This window comes from Nocardia sp. NPDC005978, from assembly GCF_040614455.1.
Taxonomy (GTDB): Bacteria; Actinomycetota; Actinomycetes; order Mycobacteriales; family Mycobacteriaceae; genus Nocardia.
Window position 1 is genome coordinate 1 of sequence record NZ_JBEXUS010000150.1, and the last position, 16,464, is coordinate 16,464.

At 70.6% G+C, this 16,464-nt stretch carries 13 protein-coding genes; 9 read left to right on the top strand and 4 right to left on the bottom strand.

The annotated features are described in order from the left end of the window. From ABZ319_RS37005 to ABZ319_RS37015, 3 genes are all read left to right on the top strand, one after another. A partial coding sequence (locus ABZ319_RS37005) for a LuxR C-terminal-related transcriptional regulator (RefSeq protein ID WP_354991239.1) occupies positions 1-2,354 on the top strand: 2,354 nt, incomplete at its 5' end. Between the two features lie 310 nt (positions 2,355-2,664). Further along, positions 2,665-3,606 carry an ATP-binding cassette domain-containing protein gene (locus ABZ319_RS37010; RefSeq protein WP_354991240.1) on the top strand — a complete coding sequence of 314 codons (942 nt, stop codon included), beginning with the start codon at positions 2,665-2,667 and terminating at the stop codon, positions 3,604-3,606. Beyond that, positions 3,606-4,355, top strand: coding sequence for an ABC transporter permease (locus ABZ319_RS37015; protein WP_354991241.1), 750 nt, complete (start codon positions 3,606-3,608; stop codon positions 4,353-4,355). Before ABZ319_RS37010 ends, ABZ319_RS37015 begins: the two co-directional genes overlap by 1 nt. On the opposite strand, the gene ABZ319_RS37020 is transcribed toward ABZ319_RS37015, so the two are convergent. After that, positions 4,339-7,596, bottom strand: coding sequence for a BTAD domain-containing putative transcriptional regulator (locus ABZ319_RS37020; protein ID WP_354991242.1), 3,258 nt, complete (start codon positions 7,594-7,596; stop codon positions 4,339-4,341). The genes ABZ319_RS37015 and ABZ319_RS37020 overlap by 17 nt on opposite strands. Positions 7,597-7,726: 130 nt before the next feature. Here ABZ319_RS37020 and ABZ319_RS37025 point away from each other — a divergent pair, with 130 nt between their 5' ends. From ABZ319_RS37025 to ABZ319_RS37035, 3 genes are all read left to right on the top strand, one after another. Continuing rightward, the gene (locus ABZ319_RS37025; RefSeq protein WP_354991251.1) at positions 7,727-8,158 is read left to right on the top strand and encodes a GtrA family protein; all 432 of its coding nucleotides are present in this window, start codon (positions 7,727-7,729) and stop codon (positions 8,156-8,158) included. A gap of 200 nt (positions 8,159-8,358) precedes the next feature. After that, positions 8,359-10,041 carry a hypothetical protein gene (locus tag ABZ319_RS37030; RefSeq protein WP_354991243.1) on the top strand — a complete coding sequence of 561 codons (1,683 nt, stop codon included), beginning with the start codon at positions 8,359-8,361 and terminating at the stop codon, positions 10,039-10,041. 112 nt (positions 10,042-10,153) lie between these two features. Continuing rightward, positions 10,154-11,437, top strand: coding sequence for an amidohydrolase (locus ABZ319_RS37035; protein WP_354991244.1), 1,284 nt, complete (start codon positions 10,154-10,156; stop codon positions 11,435-11,437). Positions 11,438-11,489: 52 nt separating this feature from the next. Here ABZ319_RS37035 and ABZ319_RS37040 read toward each other — a convergent pair whose 3' ends face one another. Further along, complete coding sequence (locus ABZ319_RS37040; protein WP_354991245.1) at positions 11,490-12,209, bottom strand: alpha/beta hydrolase; 720 nt, start codon at positions 12,207-12,209, stop codon at positions 11,490-11,492. Positions 12,210-12,300: 91 nt separating this feature from the next. Between ABZ319_RS37040 and ABZ319_RS37045 the strand changes: the two genes are divergently transcribed. After that, positions 12,301-12,894, top strand: coding sequence for a TetR/AcrR family transcriptional regulator (locus tag ABZ319_RS37045; RefSeq protein ID WP_354991246.1), 594 nt, complete (start codon positions 12,301-12,303; stop codon positions 12,892-12,894). A 144-nt stretch (positions 12,895-13,038) separates the two neighbouring features. Here the strand turns inward: ABZ319_RS37045 and ABZ319_RS37050 are convergent, their stop codons facing one another. Continuing rightward, positions 13,039-13,569 carry a hypothetical protein gene (locus ABZ319_RS37050; protein WP_354991247.1) on the bottom strand — a complete coding sequence of 177 codons (531 nt, stop codon included), beginning with the start codon at positions 13,567-13,569 and terminating at the stop codon, positions 13,039-13,041. Between the two features lie 292 nt (positions 13,570-13,861). Between ABZ319_RS37050 and ABZ319_RS37055 the strand changes: the two genes are divergently transcribed. Then, a complete protein-coding gene (locus ABZ319_RS37055; protein ID WP_354991248.1) occupies positions 13,862-14,560 on the top strand; it encodes a hypothetical protein in 699 nt (232 codons plus the stop codon). A 159-nt stretch (positions 14,561-14,719) separates the two neighbouring features. Here ABZ319_RS37055 and ABZ319_RS37060 read toward each other — a convergent pair whose 3' ends face one another. Continuing rightward, positions 14,720-15,745: a GGDEF domain-containing protein gene (locus tag ABZ319_RS37060; RefSeq protein WP_354991249.1), complete on the bottom strand. Its 1,026-nt coding sequence runs from the start codon at positions 15,743-15,745 to the stop codon at positions 14,720-14,722. Between the two features lie 355 nt (positions 15,746-16,100). On the opposite strand from ABZ319_RS37060, the gene ABZ319_RS37065 reads away from it, so the two are divergent. Next, complete coding sequence (locus ABZ319_RS37065) at positions 16,101-16,370, top strand: LysR family transcriptional regulator (protein ID WP_354991250.1); 270 nt, start codon at positions 16,101-16,103, stop codon at positions 16,368-16,370. Positions 16,371-16,464 lie beyond the last annotated feature (94 nt).

Genomic DNA, 16,464 nt, shown 5'->3' on the forward strand with positions numbered 1-16,464 from the left:
AACGGGGCGGCCCCGCGGCCGCCGAGCGGCCGCTGCTGTGTGTGGTGGACGACGCGCAATGGCTCGACGACGCCTCCGCGCTGGCGCTGTCGTTCCTGAGCAGACGCATCGGCCCGGAGCCGATCGCCGTGCTGATCGGTTCCCGAATTCCGGACCGCGCAACGGCATTGGACGCACTGCCCACGATCGACATCGGACCGCTCGACGACGCCGAAGCCCGCGACCTCCTGGCCGCCGGACTGCGCGCTCCGCTGGACAGCCGTGTGCGCGAACGGATTCTGGCCGAGGCGCGCGGAAACCCGCTGGCGCTGCTGGAACTACCGCGCAGCGCGGGCCTGGCGGGCGGGTTCGCGCTGCCCGGCGAGTACCCGGTCACGGCCGCGCTCGAGCACAGTTTCCGGACCCGCATGCTCGGGCTCGCACCCGGTGATCGCCTGCTGCTGACCCTCGCCGCCGCCGATCCGACCGGAGACGCCGGACTGCTGTGGGCGGCCGTGGAACGCTCGGGCCTGGACCGGACGGCGCCCATCGACGTGCGCGGCCTGGTGGAATTCGGTGCGCGCGTGCGCTTCTGCCACCCGATCGCACGGTCGGTGGCCTACCGCAGCGCCGACCCGGACCAGCGCCGCACCGCACACCGGCTGCTGGCCGAGGCCACCGATCCGGCCACCGACCCCGATCGCCGCGCCTGGCATCGCGCGCTCTCCAGTCTCGGTCCCGACGACGACATCGCCACGGAGCTCGAACTCTCCGCCGCGCGGGCCGAAACCCGCGGCGGCGTCGCGGCATCCGCGGACTTCCTCGCACGCGCCGCCGAACTCACCCGCGATCCCGCACGGCGGATCGAGCGCACCCTCACCGCCGTGCGCGCGCAAGTGGCGGCGGGGGCGACCGACGCCGCCGCACGCCTGCTGACCACGATCGACGACGGCTCCCTCGGCGTGATCCACGGCGCGAGCGTCGATCAACTGCGCGGGCAACTCGCCACCATCCGGCAGATCGACGGTGACGGACCGGCTTTCATGCTGCGCGCCGCGCACCGCCTGGCCGAGGTCGATCCGAGCCGATCCCGGGACTGCTTCCTGGACGCACTGGAAATGGCTCTGCACGTGGGCCGTTCGAGCGGGGTCATGGACCTGGTGGTGGAGGCGGCCCGATCCGCCCCGCCCGCGCACGAGCCCGCTCGCGCGGCAGACACACTGCTGGATGGCATGCTCGCACTGGCGGCGGCGGATCACCGCGGCGCGGCGGCCGCCCTGCGGCCGATCCTGGCGGACAACGGCGGTGAACTCTGGACCGGGCGACCCGCGCTCGGGGTCATCCTGGCCGGTGAGCTGTGGGATCTGGACACGCATGCCCGGATCACCGACCGGCTCGTGAGTACGGGCCGCGCACACGGCTCACCGATGCTGTTGCGGCTCGGCCTCGCCCAGGTCGCGGTGGCCGCGGCGCACAGTGGCGATTTCGCCGCTGCCGCGGACGCCATCGCGGAGGAGGAAGCCATTGCCGACGCGTTCGGCACCGCACCCCAGCCCTATCCGCGCCTGCACCTCGCGGCGCTGCGCGGCGATCGCGCGCTGGTGGCCGAACTGGCAGCGCCCGCCTTGGCCGAGGCCCGGGCGCGCGGCGAGGAGCACCGGCTCGGCAATGTGTACTGGGCGCAGGCTGTTTCGAGCAACGCCGCGGGTGACTACGCGGCGGCACTGACCGCCGCCCGGCGGCTCACCGACCACCCGGCACTGTTTCTGACCGCCATGTCGCTCCCGGAAACGGTCGAGGCCGCCGTGCGCACCGGCGAGCACGAGATCGCGGCCGGGGCCGCGGCGGAGCTGACCGAGCGCGCCGAGGCCACGGGCACCCCGTGGAGCCTGGGGGTCGCCGCCTACGCGCGAGCACTGATCTCGAACGACGAAGACGACTACCGGGAAGCCCTGGACCAGCTGGCGAAATCGCCGATCCGGCCCGCTCGCGCCCGCGCCCATCTGCTCTACGGCGAATGGTTGCGCAGGCAGGGCCGCCGCCGCGACTCCCGCGAGCAGCTGCGCGTCGCCCACGAATCCCTGTCCGCGCTGGGCATGTCCGGCTTCGCCGCGCGCGCCGCCGACGAGTTGCGCGCCACCGGCGAGCAGGCTCGCAGCCGCACCGAACCGGGCCACGAGCAGCTCACCATGCAGGAACTGCACATCGCCCGCCTGGTCGCGACCGGCGCGACCTCGAAAGAAGTGGCCGCGCAACTGTTCCTGAGCCCGCGCACGGTGGACGCGCACCTGCGCAACATCTTCCGCAAACTGGGCGTCACCTCACGCAGGCAACTGCGCACACTGCCGAACATCGGCGGCGCTGTGCCCGAGTAGGCGGTCCCGGTCCACGCGGCCGCCGACCGGAACCGGGTCGGCAGGGCCCGATCAGCTGGGCCTGGACACCCGGCGATCGGCAGAACCGGGTGCCGATCGACCGCGAACGCCGGTTGTTTCGCCGGGCGCCCGACGCGTGCGGCGCCGCGTTGCCCGACAGGTCCGAAGCGACCGCTACGGGTCCGGCCACGGGCTCGGCGACCGGCGAAAATCCGCCCCCACCAGGTACGACACCACCTCTGTCCCGTGTCAGTTCGCGTGTCAGTTCCGTGACAGGGCAGTGTCAGGCCGCCCCGCGAAAGTTCTTCCCATGACGAACACAGCGATCACGGTCTCCGGACTGCGAAAGGCCTACGGGGACAAGGTCGTGCTCGACGGCATCGACCTGAACGTTCCCGCGGGCACCATCTTCTCCCTCCTGGGCCCCAACGGCGCGGGCAAGACCACCACGGTGCACGTGCTCAGCACCCTCATCACCGCCGACGACGGCGTGATCCGGGTCGCCGGGCACGATGTCGCCACCGAATCCCGGGCGGTGCGCGGGGCGATCGGCGTGACCGGCCAGTTCGCGGCCGTCGACGAACTCCTCACCGGCTACGAGAACATGGAACTGATGGTGGATCTCAAAGGGATTCCCGGCCGGGAGGGTAAGCGGATCATCGCGGACCTGCTCGAGCGTTTCGAGCTGGTGGAGGCCGCGGACAAGCCGGCCTCGACCTACTCCGGCGGTATGCGCCGCAAACTCGATCTGGCGATGACCCTGGTCGGCAACCCGCGCATCATCTTCCTGGACGAACCGACCACGGGCCTGGATCCGCGCAGCCGCCGCACCATGTGGTCGATCATCCGCGACCTCGTCGCCACCGACGGCGTCACCATCTTCCTGACCACCCAGTACCTCGAGGAAGCCGATCAGCTGGCCGATCGGGTCGCGGTGCTGGACCAGGGCCGCCTGGTCGCCCAGGGCACCCCGGACGAGCTCAAGCGCCTGATCCCCGGCACCCACGTCCGGCTGCGCTTCGCCGGCGCCGATCAACTCGATGCCGCCGCAACGCTTTTCCCGGACTCGACAACCGACCCCGAGGCCCTCACCCTGCGGGTCCCCAGCGACGCGGGCACCGCCTCGCTGCGCGCCCTGCTGGACCGGCTCGACGCGAACGGCCTGGCCGCCGACGAATTCTCCGTCCACACCCCCGATCTCGATGACGTCTTCCTCGCCCTCACCGGCCGCACCACGGAGGTTTCCGCGTAATGAGCACCAAGTCCCCCTCGATCGTCATGCTGCGCCGCAACTTCAAGCACATCGCGCGCAATCCCACCTCGGTTTTCAACGCGGTGCTGATGCCGATCATCATCATGCTGATGTTCGTGTACATGTTCGGCGACGCGTTCGACGTCGGTGTCGACTACATCGACTACGCCACACCGGGTTTGATCCTGCTGGCCGTCTGCTACGGCCTCGGCGCCACCGCGACCGCGGTGAACTCGGACATGCTCAACGGCATCATCAATCGGTTCAAGGTCATGGACGTGTCCCGGGGCGCGGTGCTCACCGGCCACGTGGTGGCCAGCGTGCTCACCAACCTGGTCGCCATCGCGGCCCTGATCGGGGTGGCGTTCCTGCTGGGCTTCAGCCCGTCGGCGAGCGCGCTGAACTGGCTCGGCGTGATCGGCATGGTCGTGCTGCTCGGCTTCGCGGCCGGCTGGCTCACCATCGCACTGGGCCTGTTCGCCAAGTCGCCCGAGACCGCGGGCCTGGCGTCCGTGCCGCTGGTCATGCTGCCGTTCTTCTCCAGCGCCATCGTCCCCGCCGAGAAGATGGGCCCGGGCCTGCGTCAGTTCGCCGAGTACCAGCCCTTCACCCCGATCATCGAGACGATGCGCGGGCTGCTGAACGGCGCCCCGCAGGCCGGTGACGCGATCACCGCCGTCTGCTGGTGCGTGGCGATCGCGGTGATCGGATACCTCTGGGCGCGTTCCACTTTCACGAAGCGAGCGTGATTTCGGCCAGGTCCGGCCAGTGCGCCCGCTCCCCCTCCCCCACCGCCTCGGCGAACCTCAGGTCGCCGAGGCGGTTTCGCGCGTCCGCTTCGATGCGAGCGGTGTCGGGCAGGGAACGGTCCGGCAGCCCGCGCACCGCCGCCGCGGCCCCGAGCAGGCGCGCCGCCTGCTCGTAGTCCGCACGCCGCAGCGCCAGATCCGCGACGCCGACCAGCACCTGCGCTATCAGCGGCGGGTGCCCGGCCGCCGCGGCCGCCGCCACCGCCGCGGCGCGGTGTGCGCGCGCGGTGTCGACATCCGCCGCGAGATAACCCAGGAGATCTTCGATGGGCGCCCGGATGGTTTCCCGCTCGGCGGCGGGGCCGAGCTCGGCGCGCACCTGGTCCAGATACCGGTGCGCGAGGTCGAAATCATCGCCCCAGCGCGCGAGTTCGGCCCTGGACAGCGCCAGGTCCGCCAGCATGTCCGGCCAGGCGACGCGATCGGCGGCCCGCTGCGCGGCCGCCATCGACACCGCGCTCGACGCCGAATCGCCCAGCAGCCAGTACAACTGGGCCTGGCGCGCACGCAGCGGTACGACGTCTTCGATCGCGCCGAGTTCCTCCACCGCCGTCACGGCCCGCTCGTAGTGCTCGCACGCGGCGGCTAGGTCACCCTGCACGGCAACACGATTCGCGAGAATCGTCAGCGCCAGCGAGATCCCCCAGCGATCTCCGATCTCCCGGAACTCGGCCAGCGCGGCCGCGAGGTGCGCATCGGCCTCCCGATCGCCGCGGCCGATCTGAATACTCAGATTCCCCAGCTGCAATCGGGCCAGCGCGCGCACCCACGGGTCGTCGTCGGCCAGCAGATCCGCCCAGGCGGACAGGAAATCACCGGGCGCCTGCAGCATGCGCTCCAGCGGGACGGCGAATTTGGCTGCGGGATGGCGCAGTTCGACCCGCTGACTGATCTCGTACGCCTTGTGAATCCAGTCCTCGGCCTGGTACTGATCGCCCTGCCGCCCCGAGCTCAGGAACTGCACGACGAACGAGTACACCACCGCCCGCGTCTCATCGGCCACCTCGCCCGGCAATGCCGTGGCCGCCAGGATGAGATCGTTGCCCTCGACCTTGTGCCCGCCGAGCCACCAGTACCAGCCCGCGGCCGCGGCCAAGCGCATCGCGGCGTCCGCGTCCCGCGAATCGATCGCACCGCGCATGGCGGCGGCGATGTTGTCGTGCTCGGCCTCCAGGATCGCGAGCCATCGCACCTGTTCGGCGCGGCGCAGATGCGGTTCCGCGGCATCGGCGAAATCGGTGAAGTAGGCCAGATGCGCACGCCTGGCGGCCTCGCCCTCGCCGGCGTCGGCCAGCCGCTGCGCGGCGTACTCGCGAATCGTGCCGAGCATCCGATACCGCTGCGCGCCTTCGCTTCCGGCCAGCACCAGCGACTTCTCGCTGAGCGCGGTGAGCAATTCGAGCACCTCGTAGGACTCCACGCCGTCTCCCGCGCAGACCCGTTCGGCCGCAGCCAGATTCGCCCCGCCCGAGAACACCGCCAGCCGGCGCAGCACCGCGCGCTCGGCGTCGGTCAGCAGTTCCCAGCTCCAGTCGACCACCGCGCGCAGGGTCCGGTGCCGGGGCAGCGCGGTCCGGCTGCCGCCGGTGAGCAGCCGGAACCTGTCGTCGAGTCCGTGCGCGAGCTGATCGAGGGACATGGTGCGCAGCCGGGCCGCGGCCAGTTCGATCGCGAGCGGCATTCCGTCCAGCGCCCGGCAGACGCGCGCCAGCGTCGCCAGGGTGTGCGCGTCCGAGCCCAGGTCCTGGCGCACGGCGGCGGCCCGGTCGCGCAGCAGCCGCACCGCGGGCGCGGCTTCGATGGCGGCCGCACCCGCTTCGGGCGCGGGCAGCGCGAGCGGGGCGACCGGCCACAGCGCCTCGCCCGTGATGCCCAGCGGCTCACGGCTGGTCGCGAGGATGCGCAGGCGGCGGCATTCGCCCAGTACCCGGTGCGCGAAGGCGGCGGCGGACTCGATGACGTGCTCGCAGTTGTCGAGCACGATCAGCATCGAGCGCTCGCGCACGGCGGCGACGACCCGGTCCAGCGGTTCGGCGTCGGTGGCCTCGCTCAGCAGCGCGTCCCGCAGTTTGAGCGCGGCCAGTGTCGCCCGGGCGATGCCGTTCCCGTCGCCGGCGTCGGCGCCCAGCGCGGCCAGCTCGACCACCCAGACCCCGTCGGGGAGATCGCCGAGCAGGGTGCGCGCGGTCTCGGTGGCCAGCCGGGTCTTGCCCGAGCCGCCCGGCCCGATCAACGTGGTGAGCCGGTGCCCGGCGCTCAGCTCCCGGACCGCGGCCAGATCGGCGTCCTTGCCGACGAAGCTGGTCAGTTCGGCCCGCAGATTGGTGGGCCGCTGCTCCTGTCGCCGCGTCATCTCCCCGCGCAGCAGCGCGAGGTGCAGCTCCGAGAGTTCCGGCGCCGGATCCACGCCCAGCTCGTCGGCCAGGGTTTCGCGGGTGCGCTCGTAGGCCAGGACCGCCTCGGTGTCGCGGCCGGTCGCGACCAGCGACCGCATGAGCGCGGCCACCAGGCGTTCGCGCATGGGATGCGCGGCCACCAGGTCGGTCAGGTCGGTGACCACGTCCGCGCCGTGGCCCGCGGCCACCTCGGCGTCGAAGCGGTCCTCCAGCGCGGCCAGGCGCAGGCCGTCGAGACGGGTGACGGCGGCGTCGAAGGCCGCGCTGTCCTGTAATCCGATGTCCTGCATGGCCGCACCGCGCCACAGCCCCAGCGCCTCGCGCAGGCGCAGCGGATCCTGATCACCCCGCGCCTGCGCGACCAGGCGCTCGAACCGCACCGCGTCCACGTCCTCGGGCTCCACGCGGAGCCGGTAGCCGTCCGACCGACCCTCCACCGATCCCGCGGGCAGCACCTTGCGCAGCCGGGAGGCCAAGCGTTGCAGGGCATTCGCCGCGTCGGCGGGCGGATTGTCACCCCAGATCCAGTCGATGAGCGTCGCCTTGGGGACCGCGTGACCGGCTTCGAGGGCGAGGGCCGTCAACAGCCCGCGCAGCCGCGCGCCCGGCACGTCGGCGAGTACGCCGTCGGCCGTGCGAACTTCGAATGGTCCCAGGATCCCGATCTGCACCCGGGCGATCTTGCCACGCCGACCGGACGCCACACCGTGGCCGATGTCCGAATTGCCCGTTCGACCGATGAGAAAACCGGGCCCGAGCAGTCGAAACAGTGTGTCAGTGGCCATGTCAGTCGGGTGTCAGTCCCGTGTAAGCGGAGGGGGTGACTCTTACCTCGTGAACAGCACCGCGTACGCCGCCACCGCGCCCTGGCAGGGCTTGGACGCCACGTCGATCATCGACGGCCTGCGGCGCGCGATGCCGCGCGGCCGCCGGGCCGGTGTGCGGCGCTACCTGACCGGCGATCACGTCTTCGCCCAGCTGATTCGCTTCGCCGCGGTCGGCGGTTCCAGCAACATCGCCTACGTCCTGCTGTTCATGGCACTGACCGAGATCGGCCCGCTGGCCGCCAATGTCGCCGGTTCCCTGGTGAGCACGGTCATCGCGAACGAGTTGCACCGCCGCCTGACCTTCCGCGCCGCAGGCGGGGTCGGCTGGTTCAAGGCGCAGTGCGAGGGCGGGGCGCTGGCCTTGATCGGCATGCTGATCAGCACCGCCGCGCTGGCCGGATTGGAGTTCTGGGCACCGGGTCTCGGCGACGCCACACAGGCGCTCGCACTGGTGGCGCTGATGGCGGCGGTCGGCGGCGCGCGTTTCCTGATACTCCGAGTATTCGTATTCCGAGCCTGAAATACCGGGCGCGCCTGCACACCCGATTCGAATCCCGTAGTGATAACCTGCTGCCGAATATTCAGCCGGGGTCACCTAATTCCCATCTGACGTTTTCGCCGATGGCGGGTGCACCACACGCGAATGAATCGTATGCCTTTCTCTTTCTTGCGAGTTCGAGCTTCCGTGCGTTCACCGAGTGAAAGGATGGAAATATCCCGATGATCGGCAGAAGAGCGGTGGCCGCCGCAGCCATTGCGGCGGCAACGGTTTCGACCCCGGGGGCCGCGCGGGCGGATGAATGGCTGCCCTTCGGGGTGCTGCCCGCGCCGATCAGCTGTGCGGCACTGAGTCTGCCCGGGCGCGCGGGCGCCTGGCCGTTACCGATGCACTTCCCCAGCACCGGAATCGGGTTGTGGACGATGCCGCACGCGCCCGCCGAGGTGACATCCCGGCTGCCCCGGCGCATCGAGCTGCGCACCACCGCAGGTGGATTCAACGAGGTCTGGCAGTACGCGCTCCTGGACGGGCGGTTGTACGTCGGAGCCGTCGACGGCGAATCGGGCTGGCGTGTCCCGCCACTGCCGAATTGCCTGGTGGGCCAGATCACCGGCATCTCCGTCGACGGCGGCCGCCTCGTCGCCACCGGCCCCGAAGGCCACGTCTACACCTTGGAATCGGCCGATCAAACCCCGGAACTCTGGTGGTGGACAGCCAGGTTCGGCTCGCCCACCTGGCTGAACCCGGCGGGTCAGCGGGTGCGCCCGGCCGCACGGGCCTGGAGTCTGTCCTGGCTCGATCCGCGCTACGTGGAACTGATTCCCTTCCGGCAGGAGGGATTCTGGACCGACACCGCCGGGCAGGAGCAGCCGGTGGGCGGCGCGGGTGTGGACACGGTCTTCGTGCTGTCCGCCGAGGGCGATCGGATCACCATTCTCGATCCGTGGCTACCGGGCGCGCATCCGCTGCATCCCGATAATCCTACGTTCTCGGATGATTACAGTTTCGAAATGCCCGGCCCGCTCAACGGGCGATTCCGGGCGGTGAATCTCAGCGCCGCGGGATCGACGACCTTCATGGTCAACGAATACGGCGACATGTACACCCGGCTCTGGGATTTCGACATCTCCGGGGCCGACACCGTGTTCTTCTCGTACTCGTACGAGGATCAAACGGCGCATGATTCGGCGCCGAACAATTTCGAGGGCGAGTTCGCGCGCTTCCAGCAGTTGCGCCCGTTCTTCGCCCAATACGCCAATATCCAGCTGCCGCCGCCCGGCTGGATACGCCAGCCCAAGATCCCGGGCGACATCACCGCCGCCATCAGCATCCATCAGACCGGCGGCAGATCCTTCCAGCGCGAACTGCGCGTGGAGGGCCGGGACGGCGGCCGAACCGGCTACTGGCACAAACCGATCGACCCGGCCGCCGGGTGGGAGTTCACGGCCACCGATCGCGAACTCGTCGCCGAGACGCTGGACAACCGCCCCGCGGACATGTCCGCCGCCACGCTCGCGCCACCGAGCGGGCTGGACTACGGATACCGCGATCCGGCCGGGTGGACCCTGACCACGCGCGATTTCGACTACGCCGCCGATCAGGTGCCGCTGCGCCTGTGCGCGGCCGACGGCGCGTGCGCCGATCTCACCGCCCACCTCGCCAGTACCCCGCGGCTGGGCTGGCAACCCGAGGGCCTGAGCGAGACGCCCAGGGAATACCACGGATTCGTGGTCATCGACCAGGACGAGTGGGACGCGCTCGACAGCCGCTCACCGCGATTGCGTTCCCTGGTACAGGAATTCACCGGGACCGGGCGCTTCCGCAACGCCCTGATGAGCGCCACCGCGTCGGCAGTGCGGCTGCACACCGACGAGGGCCCGACCCCGGCGCTCACCAGGTCGTGAATCCCCCGCGGGCACCGCGAACACCGGGACCCGGACGGCTGGTCCCCGACAATGGAGCGATTGCCCTGAGCGTGCGGCACGGACCCGATACCGGCGAAGAGCGGAGTACCTCTTGAACGCATCGATGCACGACGAACTCGACCGGCGCGCTGCGGCCGTCGCGGATCAGGTGGTGACCTGGCGGCGGCATCTGCACGCGCATCCGGAACTGTCGAACCGCGAGCGCGAGACCGCCGCGCTGATCGCCGAACACCTGCGCGGACTGTACCTGGACGAGGTGCGGACCGGGATCGCCGGGCACGGGGTGGTCGGGGTGCTGCGCGGCGGGCAGGGCGGTGAGCGGGTCGTCGCGTTGCGCGCGGACATCGACGCGCTCCCGGTCCCGGATGAGTGCGGGGTCGACTTCGCCTCACACGTCGTGGACGAGGACTACCCCGGCGGGCCGTTCCCGGTCTCGCACGCGTGCGGGCACGACTGCCACACCGCGATGCTGCTGGGCGCGGCCACGGTGCTGGCCGAGGTGCGCGAAAGCCTGCCCGGCACGGTGCTTTTCGTCTTCCAGCCCGCCGAGGAGGGGCCGCCGGTCGACGAGGCGGGCGGTGCCCGGGAGATGCTCGCGCAGGGCGCGCTCGACGACCCCGAACCGAGCATGGCCTTCGGCTTCCACGTCACCCCGTATCCCAAGGGCTACATCGGATATCGGGTCGGCAACCAGTTCGGCGCCTCCACGCTGATCAAGATCACCATCACCGGGGAGCAGGTGCACGGCTCCACCCCGTGGATGGGCATCGACCCCATGCCCGCCGCGGGCGCGATCCTGACCGGCATCGGCCAGCTCTACCGCCAGATCAACGCCTTCGACCCCGTCACCATCTCCATCGGCCACGTCCAGGACGTCGGCCGCTTCAACATCATCGGCCGCACCGTGACCCTCTGGGGCACCATCCGCTGCGCCGTCGAAGACGATATGAGCGATGTCCAGCGTCGCGTGGACACCCTCGCCGGGCACACCGCCCAGGCCTACAACTGCACCGCCGTCACCGAGTTCCTGCAGGACGTCCCCGCCGTCCACAACGAACAGTCCTGGATGGACGCCGCACTCCCCACCTTCGAGCGCGTGGCCGGCGCGGGCCACGTGGTCGAAACCTCCGCGACCCTCGGCTACGACGACGTCTCGGAGTTCGTCAACAAGTACGGCGGCCTCTACGTAACCCTCGGCGTGCAGGACGCCGACCTGACCCCCACCGGCCTCCCGTCCCCCACCCCCGGCGGCCGCGGCCTCTTCATGAACCACAACCCCCACTTCTACGCGGACGACGACACCCTGGTGACCGGGGTCCGCCTGCACGCCCACGTGGCCTGGGACCACCTGACCGGAACTCTGCTCCCCCACTAGCGAATTCGCTAGTCCAGGCATCAGCCGGCGTACGGGTCCGACTACCCCACGGTCAAACCCGTACGCCAGGAACAGCGGCCGCCGCATCCCGGACCAAGCGAGCGAACTCCACCGGTCGCGCCATCGGCAGATAGTGACCGCCGCCGGGCACCACGATCAATCGTGCGTCGGGGTTTGCCGCCGCGAAACGTCGTTCGTGCCAGCGCAAATGGTCGTGCCCGCCGTTGATCAACCACACCGGGCCCGGATAGGCCGCGAGATCATGGAGTACATCGAATCCGCGCAGGGCTCGGACCACGTCGGGGATCACCTCCGTGGCGATGCCTCCTGCGCTGATCGCGGTGGCCACGGGCGCGGGCAGCACCGCGCCGAACAAGCGTTCACTGGCGCGCTTTCCACCATCGCGGCGCGACGTCAGCACCCGGTGCATGACCGAGAACGGTGCCGTAGCGGCGGGACTCGGCACCGTGGTCGAGCCGGCCACCACCAGTCCGGCGACCCGGCCGGGATCCTTCGCGGCGGCGGCGATCCCCACGTAACCGCCGAGCGAATGACCGACCACGAGCGCTCGGCCGCCCACCTCGTCCACCGCGTCGAGCACGGCGGCCGCGGCGCCTGGCAGCGTGAACACTCCCCCGCGCCGCGCCCCGTGTCCCGGGAGATCGACTGCGCGCACGGCTCGGTCGCGTCCCACGCGCTCGGCGACCGTCGTCCACGCCGCACCGCTGAGTCGTATGCCGTGGACGAACACCACGGGTACCGAATCTGTCATTGCCCCACCTTCCATAATGCAACGCAACGTTGCGTTGCAAACGGTAGCGCGTAGTTCCCCGCAACGCAACGTTGCGTTGTATTCTCGGTGCATGACATTCCCCGCCCGGCGTACCGGCGCCGGCCCACGGCGAGCCGACGAGATCTACGCCGCGGCCCTGGAACTGCTGGCCGCCCAGGGTTACGACGGCCTGACCATGGAGGCGGTCGCCCAGCGGTCCGGGGTCAACAAGACCACCCTTTATCGCTGGTGGCCGGCCAAGGACGATCTCCTCGCCGCCGCCCTCACCGCCGCCGACGTCCTCGCGATCACCATCCCCGATACCGGAACCCTGCGCGGCGACCTTCTCGCGGTGGCCGGCGACATCGCACGCCTGCTCACCGGACCGGCGACAGCACCCATCGCCACCGCGGTTCTCGCCGCAGCACCGTCCCGGCCCCGGCTGGCGGCCGCCGGGCATAGCTTCTTCGCCGATCGCCTGGGCCGCGAACAGCCCATCTTCACCCGGGCGATCGAACGCGGCGAGCTGTCCGCCGACGCCGACCCCGCCGCCCTGATGGACATGCTGGCGGGCGCGCTGTGGTTCCGACTGATATTCCGCGACGAACCCCTCACGGCCGCCTACGTCGAATCGACGGTCGACACCGTCCTGCACGGTGCGGGTATCAGCTCACCGATGGGTTGAGCCGCACGAACGCGGGATGTCCGATACCCGGTGACCGCGCGAAATCCGCTGCGGCCGAATGGATTACCGGAGTGCTGCCGTACCCCTCGTCCGTGGACGACAGCACCCCGGTTTCTCGAAAACCCTGCCCAGGTAGTCGAGGGACTACGGGACGAACACCTCCGCCGCGGCGGGGATGTTGGGGCGGTCGGTGCGGACCGTCAGTTGGACGCGGCCGGGGCCGGTGTAGGCCACCAGGATCGCGGGGGCGGAGCGCTGGCCGGCGGGGATGAACTGGCTGACGCTGCCGCCCTGGCCGGTGTCGTGGTTGAACCAGTCGACGACGGCGGTCACGTCGCAGGCCAGGAGCTGCGGGCCCCAGGTGCCGACCGGGGAGAAGCCCTGGGTGATGCGCAGCACCACGGCGTGTTCCGCACCGGGAGCCTCGGAATACTGGTAGAGCGGGCCGTCGAACGCCGTGCCGCCGGTGGTGAAAAGTCCTGCGCAGATGCCGTTTCCGACAGAGAAGGTCGGCGGCAGGTTGAAGCTGTTCTGCACGCACGAGCGGGGCTCGACGTTGGACCAACCCAGCTGACAGGGGCCACCGGGGTTGTCGGCGGTGGCCGGTGCGGCGGTGACGATCGCGCCCGCACCGAGGAAAGCCGCGGCGGTCAGGAACCGGATCGTGCGTTTCATCGTCGTACTCCACTCCACTCGGGCGGTCGATTACGAGCTGCGCTTGCGTAGCCGCCGGGCGCTGTGGACAGCGCCGACCGGTCGGCCTCCACCGGATCTGTCGGGGTCGCGGGCGGGTCCGTTACGCGAACCACCCGCACCGGCCCGGCCACGAGCCGCTGATCACCGGGCGTTCCAGCACGTCGAAACCCGATTCGCCCGGTATGCGCCGGGGGCGGCGTTCGCACAATCCTCGCACCCGATTCCCGGACTTGTGGACAGGACACGGACCACCGGCCTGCATGATTGACACATGCTCCCCACCGACCATCTGACACAGGCGGACCGTCGCCCCGCCGTGATCGATACGCCCCTCGGCATCGTCGGCTTCTCCGTAGCCCTCGGATCGGAGGTGCTGCCGCCCGGCCCGGATACGGTGTGGCGCTTGCCGAACGGCTCACAACTGCATCGGTGGGGACATCCGTCCGCGACAGTGGATCTGCTGATCGGCAGCATCGACGTGCCGGCCTGGGACGGCGGCGCGGCGGTACCCCTGTGGGCCGCCATCTGGCAGGTCCAGGCGCACGGCCCCGTCGCCGACCTGGATTTCTCGGTCGCCCTCACCGACTTCCCCGCCGACGCGGTCGGCGGCCCCGACCCCGGCGAGTGCCTGGCCGCGGTCACCATCGAGAACGACCATTTCATGGTCTCGGTCGGCGGCCCCGACACCGAACTGCTCGCCATGCAGGCCGCCGACGGCCGCCTCATGCCCGGCGACTGGGCCGACGTCATGCCCACCTACCCCACCGACGCCCCCGCCGAATACGGCGCGAGCTACGACCCCCCGTCCCGAATCACCTGGCATCTCCCGGGTTTGGCGAGAACCGAGGTGGCGCGCATGTGCATCGCGACCGCCTGGTCCCCCCGCGACGACGACCGCCCCGCGGCCTGGTTCGCGGTGGACATCCCCCTGGACACCGCGTATCTCCACCTGACCCACGACGGGGCCTGACCGGCTCCGACCCCGGCCACCGCGCGTCGCGCCGGCTACCCGCCGACAGCCCGGCCCGCCGGGAGACCGGCAGCCGGCGCTCGATGTGCGCACAGGCGGGTGAGCCGGAAGCGGCCCCGATCCGACGTTTCGCCGGGGCCGCGAAGCCCGGTCGAAGCGCTATCGAGCCGGCGCGCCGCCCGCGCCGCGAGCCGCGACGGCGGTGCGAACGGTGTTGCGGCCCTGGCGTTTCGCCGAATGCAGGGCGATGTCGGCGGCGCGGAACAGGTCGGGAGCCTCGAAATCGGGGGTGGCCGCCACGCCGATGCTGACGGTGAGCGCCACCGGCCAGGCGCGAGCGGAGGACTCGATCTCGGCGCGCAGGGCCTCGGCCCAGACGGCGGCCTCGGCGGCCGTCGTGTCGGGCAGGATCACCGCGAACTCCTCACCGCCGGTGCGGGCCACCAGGTCGTTGGGGCGCATGCGATCGAGCAGCAGCGGGGCCAGATTGCGCAGGGCGGTGTCACCGGCGGTGTGGCCGTGCACGTCGTTGATGTGCTTGAACTCGTCGATATCCAGGAACCACACCGCCAGCGGGCGGCCGTGCCGGATGTGCGCGGCGACCTCGTTCTCCAGGCGCTCGGTGAAGCGCCGCCGATTCGCCAGGCCGGTGAGACCGTCGCAGCTGGCCTGCTCGTCCAGCGCGGACACGAGACCGGTTATGCGTCTGCGCAATTGCACGATGACACAGCACACCAGGATCAGCGAGGCGCTGACCTGGCACCACAGCGCGACATCGCGGGCGTCGCCGATCACCACCGCGCCCGCCCCGAAGATCACCACCGCCGCCGCCGTGGTGAGCAGCGTCGCGGCTTCGGTCAGCAGGCAGCCGGCGTAGAGCACCGCCCACACCAGCAGGGTCTCCCCCGAGTCCGGAATCGTGCCGAGCACGATGATGAGCAGGGGTGCGGCGTTGAGCAGCCAACTCGGCGTACGCCTTCCCAGCAACAGCATGGCGATACCGAGCGCGGCCACCACGCCGGACAGCATGAGACAGCCGTTCAGGAATCTGTCGAGCACGAGTTCACGCGCGAAGATCGCGGTCAGCGCGACCGCGGCGAGCAGCATCCAGCCGCCGACATACCCCGCCAGTCCGGCACCGGCCGGAGCGTCGGATTCCGCCCGCGCCAACCGGGTCTGGTCCATACCCCCAGCGTGACATACCGAAACCCGCGGATCTCGCCGGACACGAACGACGCGCGCGGCCACATTTGCAACCAAACCGCCTGGCCTGTTTCATATCTGGAGTTTTGCCCGAGATAGGAGCGGACTCCCTTTCGGCCACACCCGGCGCGTTCGGTTCGCCGCGCGCGAAGCACGCCGCGCATGCCCGCCGACCGTCCGGAAACCGAGCACGAACCACATCGAATCTCCGATCCGGCGTATCCACAGCAAACTTGCGAATCGCCGCACTGTGTCCCGTCTCACGCGCAGCGCCGGTCACATCGCGGCCGCCCACCGTGTCCCGTACTCGACGCGCACACCGACCCGGAGGACCCCCATGCTGGAAAGACCCGAGCTGGAGGCGTTTCTGACCCTGTCCGAAGAACTGCACTTCGGCCGCACCGCCGATCGCATGCACGTGAGCACCGGCCGGGTCAGCCAGATCATTCGCAAACTCGAACGCCGCGTCGGCGCACCGCTGTTCGAACGCAACAGCCGCAGCGTGGCGCTGACCCCGCTGGGCCTGCGCATGCACGAGGAGGTGCTGCCCGCGGCCCGCCAGCTGCGCACCGCGCTGCACAACGCGCGCGCGCTCGCCCCCGCATAGCCGACGCGAACTTCCGGCTGCGGTGCGCGCGCACCGGCCAGGCGGCTGAGGTCGCCCGTGGTGCCTTGGTGATTTACGTTGGGGATCCGAGATG

What these genes read in the sequence shown, in the direction of transcription:
- ABZ319_RS37015 (WP_354991241.1), top strand. Translation starts at nt 3,606, where the DNA reads ATGAGCACCAAGTCCCCCTCGATCGTCATGCTGCGCCGCAACTTCAAG.
- ABZ319_RS37020 (WP_354991242.1), bottom strand. Translation starts at nt 7,596, where the DNA reads ATGGCCACTGACACACTGTTTCGACTGCTCGGGCCCGGTTTTCTCATC.
- ABZ319_RS37050 (WP_354991247.1), bottom strand. Translation starts at nt 13,569, where the DNA reads ATGAAACGCACGATCCGGTTCCTGACCGCCGCGGCTTTCCTCGGTGCG.
- ABZ319_RS37010 (WP_354991240.1), top strand. Translation starts at nt 2,665, where the DNA reads ATGACGAACACAGCGATCACGGTCTCCGGACTGCGAAAGGCCTACGGG.
- ABZ319_RS37055 (WP_354991248.1), top strand. Translation starts at nt 13,862, where the DNA reads ATGCTCCCCACCGACCATCTGACACAGGCGGACCGTCGCCCCGCCGTG.
- ABZ319_RS37045 (WP_354991246.1), top strand. Translation starts at nt 12,301, where the DNA reads ATGACATTCCCCGCCCGGCGTACCGGCGCCGGCCCACGGCGAGCCGAC.
- ABZ319_RS37065 (WP_354991250.1), top strand. Translation starts at nt 16,101, where the DNA reads ATGCTGGAAAGACCCGAGCTGGAGGCGTTTCTGACCCTGTCCGAAGAA.
- ABZ319_RS37060 (WP_354991249.1), bottom strand. Translation starts at nt 15,745, where the DNA reads ATGGACCAGACCCGGTTGGCGCGGGCGGAATCCGACGCTCCGGCCGGT.
- ABZ319_RS37030 (WP_354991243.1), top strand. Translation starts at nt 8,359, where the DNA reads ATGATCGGCAGAAGAGCGGTGGCCGCCGCAGCCATTGCGGCGGCAACG.
- ABZ319_RS37040 (WP_354991245.1), bottom strand. Translation starts at nt 12,209, where the DNA reads ATGACAGATTCGGTACCCGTGGTGTTCGTCCACGGCATACGACTCAGC.
- ABZ319_RS37025 (WP_354991251.1), top strand. Translation starts at nt 7,727, where the DNA reads ATGCCGCGCGGCCGCCGGGCCGGTGTGCGGCGCTACCTGACCGGCGAT.